Origin of the sequence: Streptomyces sp. NPDC003720, from assembly GCF_042875075.1 — a bacterium.
Lineage (GTDB): Bacteria > Actinomycetota > Actinomycetes > Streptomycetales > Streptomycetaceae > Streptomyces.
Map to the genome: position 1 here is coordinate 305,492 of NZ_JBIANZ010000002.1, position 21,910 is coordinate 327,401.

Sequence of the window (21,910 nt, forward strand, 5' to 3'; positions counted from 1 at the left end):
CTCATCCGCCGCCACCGGCATGGGCGGCGCGCACCGCGGCAAGGATGGTGTGCGGGTTGGCCGGCACCGGTACGCCTTGGACCGCCACGGTCGGCGTTCCCCCTACGCCCCGCTGGACGGCGGTCGCCGTCACATAGGAGCTCCAGTCGAGGTAGACGCCCTGCCGGACGCACGCGGCGAACGAGCTGTCCCCAAGTCCCACCGCGCGGCCGAGCTCGATCAGTTCGTCGTCGGACAGGCCCGGCCCGCCCTCGGGGGGCTGGTTGGCGAACAGCGCGTACAGGTACTCCATGAAGTGGCCGCCATCGGCCGCGCAGCCCGACGCCGCCGAGGCACGGGAGGAGTAGCGGGTGGTGGACAGGCCGTCGAGGAAACCCATCGGGTGGTAGACGAGACGGATTGCCTCGTTCGCCGCCAACTCGTCAAGGATCGGCCCGCTCTTACCCTCGAACTGCTTGCAGAACGGGCACAGAAAGTCGATGAAGGCATCCACCTGTACCGGGCCGGCTGCGACGACGATGCCGTCCCCGCTCGGCGAGGAACTGGTCGGAACGCGCGAGGGCGAGCTGATGCGGGGCGTCTGAGTACTCATGCCGGATCCTCTGTCGTGAAGTCGATGGAATGGGTGTCATGACACGCGACGGGAACGGCGAGCAGGCCACGGGCCAAGAGCCCGCCGCATGCGTCGGGCCCTCGCATGCGGCACCGGGAAGACGCCTGTGCCGCGGCACTGCTTCGAGCCTCCGTGAGCACGGCCGATTCCGTCTTACGCCGATGGCGCCGGCCTCGTCGGTCTTGGCTCCTCCTAGCCCGGGGCGCCGACGAGAGCCTCGAAGTCCCGGGGAAGCTGGGACATCACCTGGCGGAACTCGCCCTCACTGACCGCGTCCCTCAGGGTGCTCAGCTCGGCACGTACACCCTCGCGGGCCTCGTCCGGGCTCACCTCTGCTCGCCTGCTCACCCGATTGATGAACTCGTCGAGTCCGAAGGCCTCGGCCTCCGGAGTGGGAGAGACCAGCGGTTCCTTCAGCGGCTTGGGCAGTTCGGACGCGAGGTCCTCCGCCTCACCCCTGGTGAGCCGCTCGGCCAGTGTTGCCAGGGTGGCGCGAGTGAGGGGCTCGGCCTTTTCCGAGGGGACAGGGGCACGCCGGGTGACCGTGTCGAGGAAGGTGTCGTAGTCCATGAGCGGTCCTTTTCCTGAAGCGGGCTGATGCGCGCCATGGTGCGGGCGCCTCAGCAGAGGCCGTCTCCATGCTCCGGATACGGGCCACACCATGCCTGCTCCCGGCGGGCGGAAAAGCCGCGGGAGCCATAGACCTCCGAGCACAAGTGCAGACGGCCTCCGCGGCGGCAAAGGGGACACCGGCGCCGGTCTGCCGGATGTGTGTCAGGGCGCCGTACGTGTAGGCGCGTCGGCTAGGTCGTGTCCGCGAAGTCGCGTCGTTCGCCCGCAGGGCGGGCGTCGCGGCGTCCGGTGCGTGCTCTGGGGGTCCCCCGGCCGAAGGCTGGGGGAGTGCCGGCCGGATGCCCTCGTACTGGGTGTACTCGGGCTTTCGGCCGGTGCGGCGAGAGTGCGTGCCGGGGCGTCGCGACGCAGACACGACTTTGCGGACACGGCCTAGCCCTTCCCCGCGTTTCCGGCCGACCCGTTCGGCGTCGAGAGCGTTCGACGGCGGGCTGTCGACCGATGTGCGTTGCCCGTCGGAGCGCCCTGGCACGGTCCCGCTTCGCCAAGTCGGCCATGCTGCTCTGCCAGGGTGGAAGGGGGTGTTCATTTTCGGCCTGGGATGCGGAGGCGCTCAGCAGGCGGGCTCTGCGAATCTCGACCGGTAACAGCCGATGGCGGCGCCGGCCGGAGCGCACGACGCCGTCCGGTTCCCGGTGAGGAGGCGAGAGGCATGACCGTGATGGCTGTGTCGAAGTTCGAGAGGTTCTTCCGCGCCGCCGCAGGGCTCGACGTGGACAAGAACGACCTCAAGCGGTACGGCGACTTCGTGGACGCCAAGCTCTACGACCTCTTGGTCGTCGGCCAGGCCTCGGCTCAGGCCAACGGCCGGGACACCGTCGAACCGTGGGACCTACCGATCACCAAGGGCCTCCAGGAAAGCATCCACCGGTTCCGGCGGCTCGACGAGGAGGTCGATCTGAAGCCGAACCTGGACCAGCTCGCCGCGCACCCTCCGCTCGACAGGACGCCCACCCAGGAGACCGAAGAGCGCTACCCCGAGATCATCGGCGGTCTCAGCGTCGCCCTCGCCGAGACGTTCAAGATCCTGTACCCGGATGTCAAGAACCCGCAGGCCAGCCACTGGGACGGCGTGACCGCGGTGTTCGACCGGCTGCTGTAGCAGTCGCGCCCCGGTGCATGTCACCGGTCCGAACCGACATGCCGAGGTCCTCGGCGCGCGTGTCGAAGGACCGGGGACTGCGAGCCGCGGCCGAGGGTGCCCTGAGCATGTATCAGCCGGAGCTGCCGTCCGGGTGACGGACGGGCCCTGCCGGGTGTCCCTGCCGCTCGCGTCGTACAACCAGCGACTCGTGAAGGGAGCCGTAACAATGACACAGGAACTGCAGGGGATGCGGGTGGCGATTCTGGCCACCGACGGCGTTGAGCGCGTGGAACTCGACCAGCCGCGCGGTGCGCTGCAGGGCGCAGGGGCGAAGACCGAGATCGTCTCGCTCCATCCCGGCGAGATCCAGGCCCGCCAGTTCGACCTCAACGCGGCAGGAACCTTCCCCGTGGACCGCCTGGTCGCCGACGCCTCCGTCGACGACTACCACGCCCTGCTCCTGCCCGGCGGCACCATGAACCCCGACCAGCTGCGCATGAACCGCGACGCGGTGCAGTTCGTCAGGGACTTCATGGCCAGCGGGAAACCGGTCGCATCGATCTGCCACGGTCCGTGGACGTTGGCGGAAGCCGACGCCGTGCGGGGCCGCCGCCTGACGTCCTGGCCCAGCATCCGCACCGATCTGCGCAACGCCGGCGCGGAGGTCGTCGCCGACGAGGAGGTGGTCGTCGACGGGCAGCTGGTCACCAGCCGCGGTCCGGCCGACCTGCCTGCCTTCTGCGCCGCCGTGGTGGAGCAGTTCGCCCGGGCGCACCATCCCATGCCCGGCTGAACCACGGGCCAGTCGCACCGGAAAGAGCAGCCCCTCTCCCGAACCGCGACCCCGAATCGTCCTCCCGCCTCCTGTCCTCGCAGACCGACCGCCGGTGCCACTTTTCGACTCGCTGGGCGCAGGCGGGGTGACCGGGCGAACAGCCATTCTGGGGCTTGTCGGGACCGCTCGGCGGTCCGTCGGCGTAAGGAGTGGCCATGACCGAGCAAGCCCCGCAGGGCCGTTGCCTCGTACTCGACGCACCAGGAAGCCGTCCGTGCCGTCGATCACCTCGCCGACCAGGGTTTCCCTGACGTCGTGGTGGACGAGGACGTCGCCGATGAGGCCGTCCTGCTGGTCGCTGGGCTGGACAGCGGGGCCGCCGCGAACAGGGAGAGAGCCTCCTCCAGGGGTGGCCGCGCGCGCAGCGTCCCCGCCCCCAGCTGAACGAGTTTCGAGGCCGGGCGGACAGGGCCCGGCGGATGAACGGTCGCCGACGGACGTCGACCGCCGCGGAAGGAGTTCCTCATGGCCAAGGCAGTGGGCATCGACCTGGGCACCACCAACTCGGTGATCGCCGTGTGGGAGGGCGGCGAGCCGTCCGTCGTGCCCAACAGCGAGGGCAACCGTACGACACCGTCCGTGGTGGCCTTCACCGACACCGGGGAACGCCTGGTGGGCCAGCTGGCCCGGCGCCAGGCAATCCTCAACCCCAAGGGCACCATCTACTCGGCCAAGCGGTTCATCGGCCGGCATTTCGACGAAATCCCCGACGAGGCCAAGGCCGTCACCTACGACGTCGTCCCGGGAGACAACGGCGAAGCCCGCTTCAAGGTGCGTGACAAGCTGTACGCGCCTGAGGAGATCAGCGCCTTGGTGCTGCGCAAACTCGCCGACGACGCCTCCAAGCAGCTGGGGGAGCGGGTCACGGAGGCGGTCATCACGGTGCCCGCCTACTTCAACGACGCCCAGCGCACCGCGACCCGGGATGCCGGACGGATCGCGGGACTGGAAGTGCTGAGGATCATCAACGAGCCGACGGCGGCCGCCCTCGCGTACGGCATGGACAAGAAGCAGCACGAAACCGTCCTCGTCTTCGACCTGGGCGGCGGCACCTTCGACGTGAGCATCCTCGATGTCGGCGACGGCGTGGTCGAGGTGCGTTCCACGGCGGGTGACAGCCATCTGGGCGGCGACGACTTCGACCGGCGTCTGGTCGACTACCTCGCGGACGACTTCCAGAAGGAGAACGGCATCGACCTGCGCAAGGACCCGCAAGCGCTGCAACGCCTGTTCGAGGCGGCGGAGAAGGCCAAGACCGAGCTCAGCTCCGTCACCCAGACCCAGGTCAGCCTGCCGTTCATCACCGCCGACGCCTCCGGGCCCAAGCATCTCACCGACTCGATCATGCGGTCCACGTTCGAGCAGATCACCGGGGACCTCGTGGAGCGCTGCCTCGGTCCGGTCCAGCAGGCCATGGCCGACGCCAAGGTCGGCGAGGGCGACATCGACGAGGTCATCCTTGTCGGCGGTTCCACCCGCATCCCCGCCGTCCAGGCACTGGTGCGCCGGCTGACCGGCGGCAAGGAACCCAACATGAGCGTGAACCCCGATGAGGTCGTGGCCCTGGGCGCCGCGATCCAGGCCGGGGTGCTCAAGGGCGAGGTCAAGGACGTCCTGCTGCTCGACGTCACCCCCCTGTCGCTGGGCGTGGAGACGCGCGGCGGAGTGATGACGAAGATCATCGAGCGGAACACCACCATCCCGGTGCGCCGCAGCGAGACCTTCTCCACCGCCGAGGACAACCAGCCGGCCGTCGACATCGTCGTCCTGCAGGGCGAGCGCGAGCGGGCCGCTGACAACCGGGTCCTCGGCCGGTTCCAGCTCACCGACATCCGGCCGGCGCCGCGGGGCGAACCGCAGATCGAGGTCACCTTCGACATCGACGCCAACGGCATCCTCAACGTCAGCGCGCGCGACAAGGACACCGGTAAGGAACAGGGCATCACCATCAGCGAGAGCTCCAACCTGGACCGGAGCGAGGTCGAACGCATGGTCCAGGAGGCTGAGACCAACCGGGGCCAGGACCAGGCACTCCGCGAGGCCGTCGACGCCCGAAACGAACTTGACGCGATCGCCTACCAGGTCGAGAAGCGTCTGAACGAACTGGCCGACGCCGCGCCCGCGCACGAAAAGGCGCGTGCCGAGATGCTGGTGGCAGAGGCCCGCGACGCGGTCAAGAACGAGGCCGGAGTGGACAAGGTCAGGCCGCTGATCTCCGAACTCCAGCAGGTCTACGCCGGGCTCGCCGCCCACCAGGCCGAAGCCGCGGCGGCGAGTGGTCCCTCGGACGCCTCCGGGCCGGACGCCTCCAGGCCGGGCGGTGCCGGCGCCGACGAAGACGTGGTTGACGCCGAGTTCGACAAGGGCTGAGGTACCCGCCATGCCGATCCCTCCCCAGGACCGATCGTCCGACCTGCCGCCCGAAGGCGCCGCACAACCGCCGCAGGGCCACCCGCCAGAGCCCGCGCCGCCGACCACGGAGGCCGAACCGGGGCCCGACGCGGCCACCGGTCCGGCCGGCGGCGAGGACGAGTACGCGGCCGCGCTTAAAGAGGTCGAGGACCGCTGGCGGCGTGCTCTCGCCGATCTGGACAACCTGCGCAAGCGACACGCCAGGGAACTGGACCGGGAGCGCGCGGTCGAACGCGCCCGCACGGCCGCGGCCTTCCTTCCCGTCATCGACAACCTGGAACTCGCCCTGACCCACGCGGGCTCCGATTCCGGGGCGATCGTCGAGGGGGTGCGCGCCGTGCGCGACCAGGCCGTGTCCGTCCTTGAACGCCTCGGTTTCGAGCGTCACGCCGAGACCGGCGTCCCGTTCGACCCGTCCCGGCACGAGGTCGTCGGCGTGGTCCAGGACCCCGACGCCGAACCGAACACCGTGGCGCAGGTGCTGCGCCCCGGCTACGGCGAGGCCGAGCGGCAGCTGAGGCCGGCCGCCGTGACCGTCGCCAAGCGGGAGTGAGCGGCCATGGCACGCGACTTCTACGAGGTTCTCGGGGTCCCGCGAGACGCCGACAAGGATGAGATCCAGCGGGCGTATCGCAAGCTGGCCCGCAAGTACCACCCAGACGTCAACAAGGACCCCGCGGCGGAGGAGCGGTTCAAGGAGATCAATGAGGCCTTCAGTGTCCTGTCCGACCCCGACCAGCGGGCCCGTTACGACCGCTTCGGCGAGGACTTCCGGAAGGTTCCAGAGGACTGGGAGGAGCGGGTCGGTGCCGGTGCGGGGCCCGGCGGCGGCTTCCGTTGGTCCACCGGGGACGGCCCCCGGGTCAGGTACGCCACCAGCGGCTTCGGCGCGGAGGGCGTCGACGTCGACGACCTGTTCGGCTCGTTCTTCGGGGGCGCAGGACGGGTGCGTGTCCCCGGAGCCGACCAGGAGGCCGAACTACCGCTCACCCTCGAGGAGGCCTACCGGGGAGGCCGTCGCACCGTCACGCTCGCCGATCCCACAGGGCAGCCGCGGCGGTACGAGGTCGACGTGCCACCGGGTGTCACCGACGGGCAGCGTATCCGGCTGGCGGGCGAGGGCGGCCGCGGCAACGGTGACGCCCCCGCCGGGGACCTGTACCTGCGGGTGCGGATCCAACCGCACCCCCAGTTCCGCCTCGACGGCCGGGACGTGTATGTGCAGCTTCCGGTCACCCCCTGGGAGGCCGCGCTGGGTGCGACGGTTCCGGTGCCCACACCGGGCGGTGAGACGGCGAAGGTGAACGTGCCCGCCGGCTCGTCCAGCGGCCGGCGGCTGCGGCTGCGCGGTGAGGGCATGCCGAACCCGCGCGGCACGAACGGCAACCTCTACGCCGAACTCCGGATCATGGTGCCGCCCAAGCTCGGCGACCGGGAGCGCGCACTCTTCGAGGAGCTCGCCGCCGTCTCCTCGTTCGACCCCAGGAGGACACGATGAGTGACCCACGCGCCGAGGCGCGCCAGGCGTCTCGACTGACGGCTCCCGCGTCGGCACGCGTCCGGTACGCGATCGTGCCGGTGCCCAGGCTCTCTCTGCAGACCGTGGCCCGCCTCTCCGGGGTCCATCCCGACCTCATACGTCGGTTCGTCGCTCTGGGCCTGGTCGAGGCCGAGCGCGACGGCTCCGGAGGGCTGGTGTTCGAACCCACGGCACCGGCCGCCCTCGCCCGTGTCCAGCGGCTGCGCACCGGGCTGTGCCTCAACTACGCATCCATCGGCCTGGTGCTCGACCTGCTGGACCGCATCAGCATGCTCGAAGCCGCCCTGCGCCGCGCCGGTACGAGGAGTGAAACACCCCCATGGACATGAACCGTCTCACCCAGAAGTCCCAGGAAGCCCTCCAGGAGGCCCAGAGCGCGGCCGTCGGCATGGGGCAGACCGAGGTCGACGGGGAACACCTGCTGCTCGCGCTTCTCGATCAGGAGGACGGTCTGATCCCACGGCTGCTGCAACAGGCCGGCACCGAGCCGAAGGAGCTGCGCGCGGCCGTGCGCGAGGAACTCTCCCGCCGCCCGAAGGTCACCGGTCCAGGCGCGGCACCCGGTCAGGTCTTCGTCACCCAGCGCCTGTCCCGCCTGCTCGACGCTGCCGAGCGAGAGGCCAAACGCCTCAAGGACGAGTACGTGTCCGTGGAGCACCTCCTGCTCGCCCTGGCCGAGGAGGGCTCGGCGACCGCCGCCGGACGCCTGCTCAAGGAGCACGGCGTGACCCGGGATTCGTTCCTGAGCGCGCTCACCCAGGTCCGCGGCAACCAGCGCGTCACCTCCGCCAACCCTGAAGTGGCCTATGAGGCTCTGGAGAAGTACGGCCGGGACCTCGTCCTGGAGGCTCGGTCCGGGCGGCTGGACCCGGTCATCGGCCGTGACGCGGAGATCCGCCGCGTGACCCAAATCCTCAGCCGCAAGACCAAGAACAACCCCGTCCTCATCGGCGATCCCGGCGTCGGTAAGACCGCCATCGTCGAGGGCCTGGCCCAGCGCATCGTTCGCGGCGACGTTCCCGAGGGCCTCCGCGACAAGACGGTGTTCGCCCTCGACATGGGCTCCCTGGTCGCCGGCGCGAAGTACCGCGGCGAGTTCGAGGAACGCCTCAAGGCCGTGCTGTCCGAGGTGAAGGCCGCCCAGGGGCGCATCCTGCTCTTCGTCGACGAACTCCACACCGTCGTGGGCGCGGGTGCCGCCGAAGGGGCCATGGACGCGGGCAACATGCTCAAGCCGATGCTCGCCCGCGGCGAACTTCACATGATCGGCGCCACCACCCTCGACGAGTTCCGCAAGCACATCGAGAAGGACGCCGCCCTCGAACGCCGCTTCCAGCAGGTGCTGGTCGACGAGCCGAGCGTGGAGGACACCATCTCCATCCTCCGCGGACTGCGCGAACGCCTCGAGGTCTTCCACGGCGTGAAGATCCAGGACACCGCGCTGGTCTCCGCGGCCACCCTCAGCCACCGCTACATCACCGACCGGTTCCTGCCCGACAAGGCCATCGACCTCGTCGACGAGGCGTGCGCCCGGCTGCGTACCGAGATCGACTCGATGCCCGCCGAACTCGACGAGATCACCCGCCGCGTCACCCGCCTGGAGATCGAGGAGGCGGCCCTGTCCAAGGAGACCGACGCCGCCAGCAAGAACCGCTTGGAGGAACTGCGCAAGGAACTGGCCGACCTGCGCGGCGAGGCCGACGCCAAACGCGCCCAGTGGGAGGCCGAACGGCAGGCCATCCGCCGCGTACAGGAACTGCGCCAGGAACTGGAGCAGGTCCGCCTCGAGGCGGAGGAGGCCGAACGCGCCTACGACCTCAACCGCGCCGCCGAACTCCGCTACGGCCGCCTCCAGGACCTGGAGCGTCGGCTGAAGGCCGAGGAGGAACAACTGGCCGCCAAACAAGGGCAGAACCGGCTGCTGCGCGAGGTCGTCACCGAGGAGGAGATAGCCGAGATCGTCGCAGCCTGGACCGGCGTCCCCGTCGCCCGTCTCCAGGAGGGCGAACGCGAGAAACTGCTGCGCCTCGACGAGATCCTGCGCGAGCGCGTCATCGGCCAGGACGAGGCCGTCAAACTCGTCGCCGACGCCATCATCCGTGCTCGCTCCGGCATCCGCGACCCGCGCCGCCCCATCGGCTCGTTCATCTTCCTCGGTCCCACCGGCGTGGGGAAGACCGAGCTGGCCAAGACCCTTGCGGCGGCCCTGTTCGACTCCGAGGAGAACATGGTTCGCCTCGACATGAGTGAGTACCAGGAGCGGCACACCGTCAGCCGGCTCATGGGCGCGCCACCCGGATACGTCGGCTATGAGGAAGGGGGCCAGCTCACCGAGGCCGTACGCCGCAAGCCGTACTCGGTCGTGCTGTTCGACGAGATCGAGAAGGCGCACACCGATGTCTTCAACACCCTGCTGCAGGTCCTCGACGACGGCCGCATCACCGACTCCCAGGGCCGCACCGTCGACTTCCGCAACACCGTGATCATCATGACGTCCAACATCGGCTCCGAGCACCTCCTCGACGGCGCCACCGCCGAGGGCGAGATCAAACCGGACGCCCGCGCCCTGGTGATGGGCGAGCTGCGCGGGCACTTCCGCCCGGAGTTCCTCAACCGCGTCGACGACATCGTGCTGTTCAGGCCGCTCGGTGAGCGGCAGATCGAGCGGATCGTGGAGCTGCAGTTCGACGAGCTGCGCCGCCGACTCGCCGAACGGCGCATAGCCGTTGAACTCACTCAAGCGGCGCGTGAGTTGATCGCCCACCAGGGCTACGACCCGGTGTACGGGGCCCGGCCGCTGCGCCGCTACATCTCCCACGAGGTCGAGACGATGATCGGGCGCGCCCTTCTGCGCGGTGACGTCCAGGACGGCGCGACGGTCCGCGTCGACGCCGAACACGGAGAGCTGGTGGTCACCTACGACCAGCCCGAGGACGTGAAGGGAGCGCAGGCGGCATGAGCACGATGCAGGCGACGACCGTCAAATGTCCCCACTGCGGGCGCACCAACCGGGTGCCCGTGGCCGCGGAGGGCCGCCCTAAGTGCGGCCACTGCAAGCAGCACCTACCGTGGATGGTGGACGCGGGCGACGACGACTTCACCGAGGTCGCCGAGCGGGCCGACATCCCCGTCGTGGTTGATCTGTGGGCCACCTGGTGCGGCCCCTGCCGCATGGTCAGCCCCGCACTGGAGAAGGTCGCCACCGATCTCGCCGGCCGGATCAAACTCGTCAAGGTCGACGTCGACAAGAACCCGCGGCTGTCGCAGCGTTTCGAGGTCCAGGCCGTACCGACACTGTTGATCCTCGACCAGGGCGAGACAGTCGCCCGGCAGGCGGGGGCGGCGCCCGCCCCCGCTCTGCGCCACTGGGTGGAACAGTCGATCACCGCCCGGAAAGGGTGATCCGGATGACCCTGCATGCAGACCCCCACCTCGCGCTTGTCCGGCCGGTCCAGCCGCTGACCCCAGAAGGGTGTCAGGAGTGTCTGATGATCGGCGCCCCGTGGGTCCACCTGAGGCTCTGCCTGACCTGCGGGCACGTCGGCTGCTGCGACTCCTCGCCGAACAAGCACGCGCGCAAGCACGCGGCTGCCGTCGCCCATCCGGTCGTGCAGTCGTTCCAGCCCGGCGAGGAATGGCGCTGGTGCTTCGTTCACGAGGCGTTCGTCTGATGCCCGGCGACCAGTCGCTGCCGGGCGAAGAACCGGTGCCGGAGAAAGCGGACGAGGCCGCCTTCCGGGAGACCCCGGACATCAACGGCGCGTACCCGCGCCTCACGGAGGACCAGATAGCACGTCTGGCGGAGCACGGGCAACGCCGGACCATGGCTCCGAACGACGTGCTGATCCGGGAGGGGGAGCGCTGCGAGACGTTCTTCGTCGTCCTCAGCGGTACCGTCGCCGTCGTCGAGGACCACGGCACTCCCGAGGAGCACGTGCTGCGCGTGCACGGCCCCGGTCGCTTCATCGGCGAACTCGGCCTGCTGTACGGACAAGTGGCCTTCTACACCGCTGTCGCCAGGGACCCGGGCGAGGTCCTCGTCGTCTCCTTGGACCAGTTGCGCCACCTGGTGTCCCAGGACTCCGCCATCGGGGACATTGTGCTGCGCGCCTGTCTGTGCCGTCGCGCACTGCTCGTCGGCCAGGGCGCCGGCTTCCGCATCATCGGCTCGCGCTACTCGCCCGACACCAGACGGCTGCGCGAGTTCGCCGTCCGCAACCGGCTGCCGCACCGCTGGATCGACCTGGAGACCGACGAGGAGGCCGAGGAGCTGCTGCGCCGCTTCGGCGTCGGCCCGGCGGAGACACCACTCGTCATCTGGCGGGACACCACCCTGTTGCGCAATCCCAACAACGCGGAACTGGCCCGGCTCATCGGCCTGCCGTCACTGCCCGCCGGAAACCGACACGGCGACGTCCTCATCGTGGGCTCCGGACCCGCCGGCCTCGCCGCCGCGGTGTACGCCGCCTCCGAGGGCCTGAGCACCACGGTGGCGGAGGCGATGGCCACCGGAGGCCAGGCCGGCACGTCGTCCCGCATCGAGAATCTGCTCGGCTTCCCCTCCGGCATCTCCGGTGCCGAACTCACCGAACGCGCTGTGCTCCAGGCTGAGAAGTTCGGCGCCGGGATCAGCCTTCCACTGGAGGCGACCGGTCTGCATCGCAAGGACGACGACCACTACGTCGTGGCGTTCGCCGACGGCGGCGAGATCGCTGCCCGTGCGGTCGTCCTGGCCATGGGCGCTCGCTACCGCCGGCTCCAGGTGCCCGGCATCGAACGCCTGGAGGGAACGAGCGTGCACTACTCGGCGACCGTCTACGAGGCCCAGCAGTGCGGCGCCGATCCGGTGGCCGTCGTCGGCGGAGGCAACTCCGCGGGCCAGGCGGTGCTGTTCCTCGCCGGGTACGCGCCGAAGGTCCACCTGCTGGTCCGAGGAGCCAGCCTCGAGGCCAACATGTCCCGCTACCTGATCGACCAGGTCGAGCGCCACCCGCGGGTGGAGGTCATGCTGCACACCGAGGTCACCGAGGTCATCGGCCAGGAAGTGCTGGAGGAGCTCGACGTGGTCGACAACCGCACGGGCGGGCACCGCCGGCTCGCGGTACGGAGCCTGTTCGTCTTCACCGGCGCCGAACCTCACACCGAGTGGCTCGCCGGCACCATCGCTCTCGACTCCCGCGGCTTCGTCCTCACCGGGCCGGAGGCCCAGGAAGCCTGCGCCCACCCCGAGGTGTGGCACGGCCGTGGGCGCTCGTGCATGACCCTGGAGACCAGCCTGCCCGGGGTCTTCGCGGTAGGGGACGTCCGTAGCGGCTCGGTGAAGCGGGTGGCCTCCGCGGCCGGTGAGGGCGCGATGGCCATCCACTTCGTGCACCGGCACCTGGGGCACTCGGCCGTACCCGGCACCACGGGCACGTCCGCTGTCGCGGGCCACTCGGACGTCTCCCCACGGATACGTCACAAGGAGTCCGCATGGCTCGCATGACGCATGACGCGTGACGCATGGCGCCCGTCCGGCGCCACGGCGGTGGCGCGCTGCCGGGTGGACACTCCGCGGACGCTACATGCCTTGGGCTGCGTGTCGAGTTGCGTGGGTGGCCACCGGTGGCGGCGTAGGCGCTGATGCCGAGCAGCGTCCAGCAGCGAGCTGGCCAGCGGCGAGCAGCGGGGTGACGGTGGCGCCTAACCACTCCGGAGCGCGTGGACGAGATCCTCGAACGCGGCGGCCTGGAGGCCCTGGTGGAGGCGGCACGGGAGCGTGGGGATTGGTTCTGTGCTGCGGGTGCGGTGCGGGGGTCGTGCGCGGTGGGGGAGTTCGGACGAGTCGTTCGCGGCTACTGATTGGCAGCCGGCGTTGCGGGCGGGTGCCGACGTCCTGTTGCGGTGGGGCCGCGTCGACCAGGCGCTGGAGCTGGCACACCCGAAGGGTCCGCAGGAGAACCTGGTCGAAGCGTGGCGGGACTACGCCGAGGCGCTGGTTCGGGCGGGGCGGGTGGACGACGCGCTCGGCGTACTCGGCCCGCACCTGCGCGGCGGGCGCGTGATGGGGCCCCTGGTGGACATGGCACCGGGGGCCGGGCCGTGCGGCTCAGTCCCCCGAGGTCTCACCGTGGTTGGTGTTTTTCGGCCGTTGGTGAACGTCGGACTCCGGCAGGACTGTTCCGCATATCGTCCGGAACATGGTTGATCAACGCTCGGTTGACGTGGGAGGGGTCCGGCTGGCCTATCAGGTGTCGGGTCCGTCGGATGTTCCGCCGCTCGTCCTGTTGCACGCGCTGGGCGAGGATGCCACCGACTGGGAGACGGTGGTGCCCGTCCTCGCCCGCAGCCGACGGGTGTACGCCCTCGATCTTCGCGGTCATGGCCGAAGCGACTGGCCGGGGGACTACTCGCTCGAACTCATGCTGGCCGACGTGCTTCGGTTCCTCGACACGCTGGGGCTTGGCCAAGTGGAACTCATTGGGCACTCCATGGGCGGGATCGTGGCCTACATGCTCGCGGAGGACCACCCGCAGCGGGTGAGCCGGCTCGTCCTGGAGGACGTTCCGATCCCGCGCCCCCGGAAGCAGACCACCCCGACCAGGCCGGACGGGGACCTGACCTTCGACTGGGAGATGGTGCTGGCCATCAGGCGCCAAATCGACATGCCTGACCCCGGGTGGCTGGAGCGACTCAGCGAAATCACCGCCGAGACCCTGGTGGTGGCCGGCGGCCCACGCAGCCATGTGCCCCAGGACGGTATCGCCGAGCTGGCCCGGCGTATCCCCGGCGGGCAAACGGTCACCATCCCGGTTGGCCACCTGATCCACCGCGCGGCGCCGGAGGCGTTCTTGGAAGCGATTTCAGCGTTCCTGCTGACGGAGCAGGAACGCCGCCCATGCCCGCCGACCAAGGACGCACAGTGACAGGCCGTGACGTGGAGACACCCGCACGGGTTCTTCGGGTGTGAGTACCAAGTGGGCCCGTGCGGCCTTGTCCCATCCTGTCTTCACCGGCATCTCCCGTGCACATCTCGGCGGTTCGAGGAGTTGGCTCCTGCCTGGCGGGCCCGTCGGGGTCCGCACTGCGTGAGCGTCGGGGCAGCGAGCGGCGCCGTGCCAATCGAGTCCTCCCAGCGCCTGGGCCGTCACCGATGGACCGTGGAACGCACGGTGGCCTCGCTTGCCGGGTGCCGCCGTCTGCACCGCCGCTACGAGTGCATGGCCGAACATTCCTCGCCTTCGCCGGCATCGCTGCCGCGCTCGTCTGCTACCGGCGTCCGGCTGCGTGAGCCGGTTCATGCGACTCCGAGGAACCCCGGGTCGACGCCATCGAGCTGCAGGCACGAGTCGCGGCTCAGCCCCAGGAGTTCCGCCATGGGCACCGCACGGCGACTGGTCGCCAGCAGGTCCTGGCGGGCCTCGGCCGACCACAACGGCGGGAAGAACGACAATCCCTGCCGGCCGTTCAGCACGGACACCTCGCTGCGCCAGCCGTCCCACCGCAGGCCCCCGTAGAACTCCTGGAGCCCTCCGGAGAGAATCCAGGACAGCCAGGCCGAGTGCCCGGCGCCCAGCGCCTCCCAGCCAAGGGAATCGGGGGCGAAGTAGAGGATTTCGCCCGGCTCGCCGGGCCGGCCGGCCTCACGGGGGTTTCCCCCGTTGAGGGCGAACACCCCACCCAGCACATCGTGCGCAACCACGAGTCCCGCCCCTGGCCGCCAGGCCGGATCGAAGGTCGAGGGCATCGCGTTGATCTCCGCCAGGCCCGGCAGCCTCTCGGCGTGGGCGTCACCCGGGCTTCCGAAGATCCGCAACCAGCCGCTGTCCACCAGCAGACCGCCGCTATTCACGACAATCCCGCCCAGATTCGACCGGGCCGAGACCTGGAGCTGCAACAGCGAGGCACGGCCTGTCTCGGCATCGCCGGGCAGCACCTCGACTGGTACGTCAGTGCCGGACAGCTCCTGGAGAAGGAGCGGCCAGGCTGGATCATCGACGTTGAGCAGCTCATCGGCCTCGCGCATCCCCGCATCGTCGCACCAGCACTGAAGACGCAGTTCGCCGGGGCACCTTGACTTCGATCCACCAAACGAGATGATCTCTCAGACTCACGGAAGGGCGCAGTCCCGAATTCCTGGAGGGGGGCCGTGGCCGCTGCCGTGGCGGCGGGCGGTGCACGGAGCCGTGCGTTGGCTCGGCGGGTCGGGCGACTGCCTGCGCCGCCGGGTCGGTTCCGGCCGGAGTTTTGGCGCAGTCCGATCCGTGGACCCTGGCTTACGTCGGTGTTCGGCCTCGTCCTGGCGGGTGGCTGCTCTCGCGTGCGCGGCGGCGTGTGCGGCGGCCGCCAGAGGTGACTTCCACGCCGGACAGTATCGGGAGCCGTCAGCGTCGTCGCCACGGCGGGAGCAGCGGTGCGGCCCGGCAAGTCAACTGCTTTCGCCAGGTAGGAAGCGCAGTTCTAGGGTACCTGCGCTGACAACAACGTTTGCGATACGGCAACTCATGCTGCGCCCCTGGGAGAACAATGACAGCCCCTGTGGATACCCCGATCCCTGAGCCCTCGCAGGCACCCAGGCTCGGAGGTCGGTACGAGCTGGGGGAACATCTGGGGGCCGGCGGTGCCGCGGACGTCTACCGCGGTACGGACCTACGGCTCAGCCGTCCGGTGGCGGTCAAGGTCTTCCGGTCGGGCACCGGCACGGGCCTGAAGGACCGGTTCGAGGACGAAGCCCTCGTACTGGCCCGCCTGCACCATCCGGGACTGGTCACCGTCTTCGACGTCGGCCGCCACGACGGGCAGGCCTTCCTCGTGATGCAACTCGTCGAAGGCAGCACCCTACGCAGGCACATCACCGAATCGACCATGACCGTTCCCGCTCTGGTCGAGCTCGGGATCCGGCTGGCCGAGGCCCTCGGACACGTACACCGGGCTGGAGTCCTGCACCGGGACGTCAAACCGTCCAACATCCTCTTGGACGCGCAGAACCGGCCCTACCTCACCGACTTCGGCATCTCCCGGGCGCTCGACGCCACCGCGTCCACGCAGGACGGCGCCCTCGTGGGAACCGCCGCATACATGGCCCCCGAGCAGGTCACCGGCCGTCGCGTCGAACAGAAAGCCGACGTCTACGCTCTCGGTCTCGTACTCCTGGAGTGCCTGACGGGACGCCTGGAATACGAGGGCGCCCCGCTGGAGTCCGCGGTCGCCCGGCTGCATCGGCCGCCGCGGATACCCAGGCGGCTGCCGGCGGAACTACGCGAGCTCCTGGGCGCCATGACCGCGATCGAGGCAGCGGACCGGCCTGATGCGCAGACTTGCGCGGCAGCCCTGTCGAGATTGCAGCGCCGGGCAGAAGCTGCCAGCGCTGCGACGACAGCAGGCGGCCTGTCAGACGACCTACAGCCCGACTGCGGCACCCTTCGCGCAGGGAGCCGATCGGCTTCCCCACGTCACAGGAGGACGCTCGCCGCGGCCGGAGCGCTGGTCACCGCGACAGTGCTCGGGATGACTGCGCTGACCTGGGGCTCCGAGGGTCCTACCGAGCATGAGTCGTCAGCGATCCCCTCCACCCTTCAGAAGGCCTCGGCGTCCGCCGGCAGCAGAGACCACAGGCATGCGAACAGGGCCACCGACCCTGCTCGGACAGGAAAGCCGGTGCCCGCAGTCGCCGTAGCCGCGTCCGTCGCGCGCGGGGCTGCCACGCCTGCCCGAACGGGGAAGTCGAGGCCTACAGTCTCCGTAGCGGCCGAGCACGTGATGCGGACTTCGGCGGCGCCCCCCTCGGGTCGGCTGCCGCAGCCGGCTGGCAACAGAGCCCACCACCACGCCGAAAAGGGGACCAGGGACAGGGACGAGGCTTCCGGATCCAGCGGTGAGAACGTAGCCAAGCGTGGGCCGAAAGCACAGAAGGAAAAGCTGGACAAGGGCAGAAGCCGAGGCAAACGGCGCCAGTAGCGACGGGTGGGAGGGCCGTTTTGCTGTGCCGAGTGAGGAGGGGTGGTGGAGGGCCTGTAGTCCCTCACTCTGCCCAAGGCCACGGCCCAAGCCACCTGGCGGGTCCACGGGGATGCCCCCCCCGAACACGGTGCAGTGAGTCCTTCAGCGTTGCCACCCCCCTCGACTTCCGGGTTGGCGGGATTGCTGGGGGAAGGTGTCGAAAAGGTACTGACCGACCAGCTCATCCCAGGTCCGCCCGGTCACCGCGTAGAAGGCCGCGTTGGCATCGGCGACTACCAGGTCCGTGCCGAGCGCCAGGCACCGGCTCGGAAGGGCGGCGAACCCCCGGGGGAGTCGATGTCGGGTTTCACACCATTCCCTGCCAGTGGCTCGCTCCTCGATCTACGAAGGGCCCGGCTGGATCCGCTCGGTGTGCTCGCGCAGCGCCCCGGAAGTGCGGCCCGCAGTCCACGGCTTCACATCCGCATGCCCGGTCCTAGCTAGGGGCTTGTGTAGGGGTCACCATGATTCGGCCTGCAAGAACAATCTGATCACCTCCACGAAGATCCATATGGAGAACCCCAGACAGGCAAGCCACAGGCCCCACAGGATCCAGCGGGCCTCTCGTCGCATATGCATGAGCCGATCATCCTCACTCCTGGCGCTGTCGTCGGCCGGTTTCACAGCCACACGGCAGCAGTGGGTGTCACCCTGTAGCACTGGTTCGGGAGATCGTGGATGCGGATGGCGGTTGACCTGGTGAGACGGCAACCTGCCTGTTTGTGAGGGGCTTGCCGTGGTTCCCCGCACATCTGCGACTGCCCCTCCATGCGTTGCCCTTGACCGCGCTCCGGTGGTCAGGCGTCGTGGCCCGGCCCGCCGTATCGGAGCTGCTCCACAAGGGCGAGGAAGAGGAAGAGATTCGGGATCTTTTTGACCGGCATCTTTGCCCAGGGCAGTTTCTTGCCGGCCTTGCGCAGCACCAGCACTCCCTGTGAGAGCTCGGCCTTCTCGATCTGCGGCCACGTCAGGCTGTTCTTTGAGGTGGCCACACCGCCGAGGCTGACCGAGAGCTCCCCGTAGGTCAGGGTCCCGCCCTGCTCCAGCCTGGCGAGCAGTCCGGGGAGCTGTGCGCGGGTGATCTCCTGCTGCAACGCCGGGCCCCAGCGCTCGGGCTGGTCGTAGAAGCCGGTCACCTTGAGCGTCGTACCGTCCGCGCGACAGAGCGTGTAGACGTAGGTGGTGCCGACATATATGCCGTTTGCGTACCGCTCGGTGATCTCCTGAAGCACCGTCATCGTGTCCCAGCGGAAAACGGATACTTCGCCGCTTTTCCCCACCTCGGCCAGGCCGTGTTCGAAGAGGTGCAGTCGGCGAGCAGCCTGCTTGCGCGAGAGATTGGGCGTCTGGGCAGCCATCCAGAGGAAGTAAGCGCCCAGGGGAGGAAGGATCAGGGAAACGGTCCCCATGAGCAGAAGGGCAGCGACCCGCACAGGGCCGACACGCTTGGGCAGGAACGTCTCACGCAGTTGTCCGAGCCCTTCGGTCCCCAGAGGTGCCGCCTGGGGAGCTGATGTCTGCCCGGAGTCTTGCTGAGCAGGGGATTTCGCCATGAGTTGTGCTCCATACTTGGTGGTTCAGAAATGCAATGACCATTGTGCGGTCGGACCCGACAGCGGTACGCGTCGGGGGGGGGGCTTGGCGGCCACCGGAACCGGCACGCCGACGAAAAGCCAGCTTTCGCAACACGATCTGACATAGATTTTGCTCAACCGCCTGACCCCCCGTGAGGTCGCGAAAACTGAAGGCGCTTCAGCGGGAGTCCCAGGGTCTGACGCCCCGATGTGACGGGGTGGACCTGTGGGCTCACGGTGAAGCCGCGGTTCACTTCACCCGGCGACCAAGTACGGTCTGAGTGGATCTTTCAAGGCGTCCCGTTACGTCCTGTTACGTAGGGTCGGGCTTGATGAATTCCTGCCGGCTGAACGCGAGCAGCTCACGTACCCCGGGGCTGTGCGCGCTCTTCCAGATCAGGGCGAGCACTGCGGGTTTATCGACGTCATCGATGATGCGGGCGGTGATCCGGTCACGGTAGCGCGCGGCCATGGAGTCGCTGAGGATGGCTACGGCGAGCCCGCGGGCGGCGAGATCGGCAATGGCATCGGCGGCGCTGGCTTGAAGTGCGATCATGGGTTGGAGGCTCTGTGCGGCGCAGGCACGGTCGAATACCGTGCGTATGCCGGTGCCGCGCGGCATGCACACGATCGGGTGTGCAACCAGGTCACGCAAGGCGACCCGTCGCTGTTGCGCCAGGGGGTGACCGGCCGGGACTGCCGCGACGAGCCGCTCGCTGATTAGGGTCAGCGCGTCCAGCCCGTCGGGGGTGGCGGTTGCGGTCCCGATGAGTGCCAGGTCGATCGTGCTGGCGCGCACCTTCTCGATGAGCCGGTCGGAGCTGTCCTCCACCAGTGAGATCTCCACGCCGGGATGCGCTTGGTGAAACGCGGCGAGGGCGTCGAACAGCGGGGTGAGGGTGCAGCCGACGACCATTCCGACGGTGAGCCGACCGCGGATCAGGTTGGTCACCTCGCCCACCGCCTGGCCGACCGCCCCAGCGGCGGCGAGCGCGGAGCGGGCGTGTTCGAGCGCGGCCTTTCCCGCGACCGTGAGGGTGACGGTGCGGGCCGACCGGTCGAACAGCTCGGCGCCGAGTTCCCGTTCCAGCTGGCGGATCTGGGCGCTGACGCCGGACTGGCTGATGTGGACCCGTTCGGCCGCCCGGGTGAAGTTCTGTTCCTCGGCGACCGCGACGAAGTATTCCAGCTGCCTGAGATCCATGACTGCAGATTGTAGCTGGCAGAAGATCCATCTGTTGGACTTCTGATCAGGAGGAGGCGACGCTGGTAAGGCCGAAGCCCGACGTCAGGAGGAATCCATGCCGGAGTATGAGAAGGCCATGCGCCCCGAAGACATCACCCGATTGTTCGTCGAACGATCCAATGCCGGTGACGCGGCCGGGGTCGCCGCACTCTACGAAGAGGATGCAGTGATGGCCTTTCCGCCCGGCGACCGGACGGTGGGCCGGGAGGCGATCCGTATGCTGTGGGAGAAGGTGCTGGCCGACCGTCCCCACTTTGAGCGGGAACAACCGCTGCCGACGCTGATCAGCGGCGACATCGCCCTCACCTCGACCCCGCCGAAGGACGGGGCCGGCGCCCGGGCACAGGTCGTCCGGCGTCAGCCGGACGGAAGCTGGCTGCGTCTGCTCGATCAGCCCGAGTTCACGCCGCCCACCCGTTGAGTGCCTCCCCCCGTGTAGGCGACACCGGCCACGGTTGCGGGCAGGGCGACGACGAGTCCCGTGCGCCAGTTCCTTCGTGGTCTGTCCACGTGGCTGACTCCGTTCAGCTGGGGAACTGGCCCAGCGAGTCGCCGACGTTCGCGACCATGCCGAGCGTTGCCGGGCCGAAGGAGAAGGAACCCGCGGCTGTGGCCCCCGATGAGGTGGTACGGAACACCCACACGGCACCGACGCCGTGGTTCTCCCCGGGCGCTGCCACGACGGGCTCCGCCCGGCCGTCGCTGTCACCGTCGACGAGGTGGACGCCACGGCCGAATAGGTCGACGGATTCGGCGGTGCCGGGGACGTTCGCGGTGTTCTGGCTGAAGACCTTGGTGCCGGCACCGGTCGGCCCCTGCGGGCCGCCCGGGACCACGGCGAAGCTGCCCGCCCAGGCCTGCGTGCCGACGGCCTCCTGCCCATTGCCTGCCAGGATGTCCCCGTACCCGTCGCCGTCGACGTCCCCGATGGAGAGCGCGGAGCCGAAGCTGTCGTCTTCCTCCTGGGTGCCGGGAACACCGGGGGTGTCCTGGTCGATCACCCGGGTCGTGGTGCCCGGGCCGGTCGCGGTGCCGTAGTTGATGTGGAGCGAGGTCCCGCCGACGACGAGGTCGGCTCGGCGGTCGCCGTTGAGGTCTCCGAGGCCCACCTGGGTGCCGGGCGCGAGGAGTCGTCCCTTCCCGTCCTTCAGGGTGACGGGCGGCAGCAGGCCGTCGCGGCTGCCGCGCAGGTAGTTCAGGTGGGACGGCGTGTACTCCTCGTCGTCCGGTGCGATCGCGCTGACGCCGGCGACGAGGTCGGTGATCCCGTCGCCGTCCACGTCGCCGGCTGCCGCGGCGTAGAGGGGGTCGTAGCTTCCGGCGACTTTGATCCCCTGGATCGAGGCGGCGCTGCCGTCCCGTCCGAAGGGGCCGTACTCCACGCGGTCGGGCCGGACCAGGTCCTGGTGCCCGTCGCCGTTGAAGTCACCAATGGCGGACACGCTCTCGCGGTACGCGTCACTGCCGGCAGCCCGCAGGACCGTCCCGGAGACGAAGCCGCCGGGGGCACCCCACAGCACGGTCCTGCTGCCCTCCAGATCGACGCCGTCCTGTGTCCAGTTCTCGGAATTGGCCGTGACCACCAGGTCGGTGAACCCGTCCCCGTCCAGGTCGGCTGCGTCGAGCCGGGACCCGAAGTGGTCGTTCACCTCGGGCGAACCGGGAACACCCGCGGACGCCTGCGAGTACACCTGCTTCCCACGGGTGCCGAGTCCGCTCGCGGACCCGTACAGCACGGCGACGTATCCGGCCCCGGACTTGCCGCTCACCGTACCGGACGAGGCGGCGACGGCCAGATCCGCGTACCCGTCCCCGTTGAAGTCCTCCCGCACCCGGATGGTCGCGGGCGCGGCATGAGCGGCCGGCGCGGGAGCGACGGCGGTGGCGGACAAGAGGGCGAGGGCGACGACGAGGGTACGTCGCATTCCGGGTGCTGCGGGCTGGGACACACGAACTCCGTTAATTGAAGAGGGACTTGACGACGGAGAGGATCAA

Annotated in this window: 20 protein-coding genes and 1 pseudogene; 14 read left to right on the forward strand and 7 right to left on the reverse strand. The window is 69.3% G+C overall.

Features of this window, described 5'->3' with window-relative positions:
- Position 1: 1 nt before the first annotated feature.
- Entirely contained in the window at positions 2-592 is a 591-nt protein-coding gene (locus ACFYU0_RS06860; RefSeq protein ID WP_389298341.1) for a DsbA family protein, read from the reverse strand.
- A gap of 213 nt (positions 593-805) precedes the next feature.
- Positions 806-1,183 (reverse strand): DUF2267 domain-containing protein, encoded by a 378-nt coding sequence (locus tag ACFYU0_RS06865; protein ID WP_389298343.1) that lies wholly within the window; start codon positions 1,181-1,183, stop codon positions 806-808.
- A 715-nt stretch (positions 1,184-1,898) separates the two neighbouring features.
- Between ACFYU0_RS06865 and ACFYU0_RS06870 the strand changes: the two genes are divergently transcribed.
- The 12 genes and pseudogenes from ACFYU0_RS06870 to ACFYU0_RS06925 all read left to right on the forward strand — a co-directional run.
- Positions 1,899-2,348 carry a DUF1931 family protein gene (locus tag ACFYU0_RS06870; RefSeq protein WP_389298345.1) on the forward strand — a complete coding sequence of 150 codons (450 nt, stop codon included), beginning with the start codon at positions 1,899-1,901 and terminating at the stop codon, positions 2,346-2,348.
- A gap of 208 nt (positions 2,349-2,556) precedes the next feature.
- On the forward strand, positions 2,557-3,123 hold the full coding sequence (locus tag ACFYU0_RS06875; RefSeq protein WP_389298346.1) for a type 1 glutamine amidotransferase domain-containing protein: 567 nt from the start codon (positions 2,557-2,559) through the stop codon (positions 3,121-3,123).
- A gap of 507 nt (positions 3,124-3,630) precedes the next feature.
- Positions 3,631-5,535, forward strand: a complete 1,905-nt coding sequence (gene dnaK, locus ACFYU0_RS06880) for a molecular chaperone DnaK (RefSeq protein WP_389298348.1) — start codon at positions 3,631-3,633, stop codon at positions 5,533-5,535.
- 10 nt (positions 5,536-5,545) lie between these two features.
- Positions 5,546-6,130 (forward strand): nucleotide exchange factor GrpE, encoded by a 585-nt coding sequence (locus ACFYU0_RS06885; protein ID WP_389298349.1) that lies wholly within the window; start codon positions 5,546-5,548, stop codon positions 6,128-6,130.
- A gap of 6 nt (positions 6,131-6,136) precedes the next feature.
- Positions 6,137-7,075 carry a DnaJ C-terminal domain-containing protein gene (locus ACFYU0_RS06890; RefSeq protein WP_389298351.1) on the forward strand — a complete coding sequence of 313 codons (939 nt, stop codon included), beginning with the start codon at positions 6,137-6,139 and terminating at the stop codon, positions 7,073-7,075.
- Positions 7,072-7,446 carry a chaperone modulator CbpM gene (locus ACFYU0_RS06895; protein WP_389298353.1) on the forward strand — a complete coding sequence of 125 codons (375 nt, stop codon included), beginning with the start codon at positions 7,072-7,074 and terminating at the stop codon, positions 7,444-7,446. The genes ACFYU0_RS06890 and ACFYU0_RS06895 overlap by 4 nt, the downstream gene beginning before the upstream one ends.
- The gene (clpB, locus tag ACFYU0_RS06900) at positions 7,437-10,076 is read left to right on the forward strand and encodes an ATP-dependent chaperone ClpB (RefSeq protein ID WP_389298354.1); all 2,640 of its coding nucleotides are present in this window, start codon (positions 7,437-7,439) and stop codon (positions 10,074-10,076) included. Before ACFYU0_RS06895 ends, clpB begins: the two co-directional genes overlap by 10 nt.
- Complete coding sequence (gene trxA, locus ACFYU0_RS06905) at positions 10,073-10,519, forward strand: thioredoxin (RefSeq protein WP_389298356.1); 447 nt, start codon at positions 10,073-10,075, stop codon at positions 10,517-10,519. Before clpB ends, trxA begins: the two co-directional genes overlap by 4 nt.
- Before the next feature lie 5 nt (positions 10,520-10,524).
- Entirely contained in the window at positions 10,525-10,788 is a 264-nt protein-coding gene (locus ACFYU0_RS06910; protein WP_351669387.1) for a UBP-type zinc finger domain-containing protein, read from the forward strand.
- On the forward strand, positions 10,788-12,602 hold the full coding sequence (locus tag ACFYU0_RS06915; RefSeq protein WP_389298358.1) for an FAD-dependent oxidoreductase: 1,815 nt from the start codon (positions 10,788-10,790) through the stop codon (positions 12,600-12,602). The genes ACFYU0_RS06910 and ACFYU0_RS06915 overlap by 1 nt, the downstream gene beginning before the upstream one ends.
- Positions 12,603-13,296: 694 nt before the next feature.
- Positions 13,297-14,022: an alpha/beta fold hydrolase gene (locus ACFYU0_RS06920; protein WP_389298359.1), complete on the forward strand. Its 726-nt coding sequence runs from the start codon at positions 13,297-13,299 to the stop codon at positions 14,020-14,022.
- Between the two features lie 195 nt (positions 14,023-14,217).
- Positions 14,218-14,387: pseudogene (locus ACFYU0_RS06925) on the forward strand (transposase); the annotation flags it as partial.
- 6 nt (positions 14,388-14,393) lie between these two features.
- Here the strand turns inward: ACFYU0_RS06925 and ACFYU0_RS06930 are convergent.
- The gene (locus tag ACFYU0_RS06930) at positions 14,394-15,122 is read right to left on the reverse strand and encodes a DUF2625 domain-containing protein (protein ID WP_389298361.1); all 729 of its coding nucleotides are present in this window, start codon (positions 15,120-15,122) and stop codon (positions 14,394-14,396) included.
- 500 nt (positions 15,123-15,622) lie between these two features.
- On the opposite strand from ACFYU0_RS06930, the gene ACFYU0_RS06935 reads away from it, so the two are divergent.
- Entirely contained in the window at positions 15,623-17,053 is a 1,431-nt protein-coding gene (locus ACFYU0_RS06935) for a serine/threonine-protein kinase (protein ID WP_389298363.1), read from the forward strand.
- Positions 17,054-17,197: 144 nt separating this feature from the next.
- Here ACFYU0_RS06935 and ACFYU0_RS06940 read toward each other — a convergent pair whose 3' ends face one another.
- From ACFYU0_RS06940 to ACFYU0_RS06950, 3 genes are all read right to left on the reverse strand, one after another.
- On the reverse strand, positions 17,198-17,437 hold the full coding sequence (locus ACFYU0_RS06940) for a PAS domain-containing protein (RefSeq protein WP_389298919.1): 240 nt from the start codon (positions 17,435-17,437) through the stop codon (positions 17,198-17,200).
- A gap of 455 nt (positions 17,438-17,892) precedes the next feature.
- Positions 17,893-18,648 carry a DUF6585 family protein gene (locus ACFYU0_RS06945; RefSeq protein WP_389298365.1) on the reverse strand — a complete coding sequence of 252 codons (756 nt, stop codon included), beginning with the start codon at positions 18,646-18,648 and terminating at the stop codon, positions 17,893-17,895.
- Between the two features lie 334 nt (positions 18,649-18,982).
- Positions 18,983-19,873 carry a LysR family transcriptional regulator gene (locus ACFYU0_RS06950; RefSeq protein ID WP_389298367.1) on the reverse strand — a complete coding sequence of 297 codons (891 nt, stop codon included), beginning with the start codon at positions 19,871-19,873 and terminating at the stop codon, positions 18,983-18,985.
- 97 nt (positions 19,874-19,970) lie between these two features.
- On the opposite strand from ACFYU0_RS06950, the gene ACFYU0_RS06955 reads away from it, so the two are divergent.
- The gene (locus ACFYU0_RS06955) at positions 19,971-20,336 is read left to right on the forward strand and encodes a YybH family protein (RefSeq protein ID WP_389298368.1); all 366 of its coding nucleotides are present in this window, start codon (positions 19,971-19,973) and stop codon (positions 20,334-20,336) included.
- Between the two features lie 103 nt (positions 20,337-20,439).
- Here the strand turns inward: ACFYU0_RS06955 and ACFYU0_RS06960 are convergent, their stop codons facing one another.
- On the reverse strand, positions 20,440-21,840 hold the full coding sequence (locus tag ACFYU0_RS06960) for an FG-GAP repeat domain-containing protein (RefSeq protein WP_389298370.1): 1,401 nt from the start codon (positions 21,838-21,840) through the stop codon (positions 20,440-20,442).
- Positions 21,841-21,910: the final 70 nt, after the last annotated feature.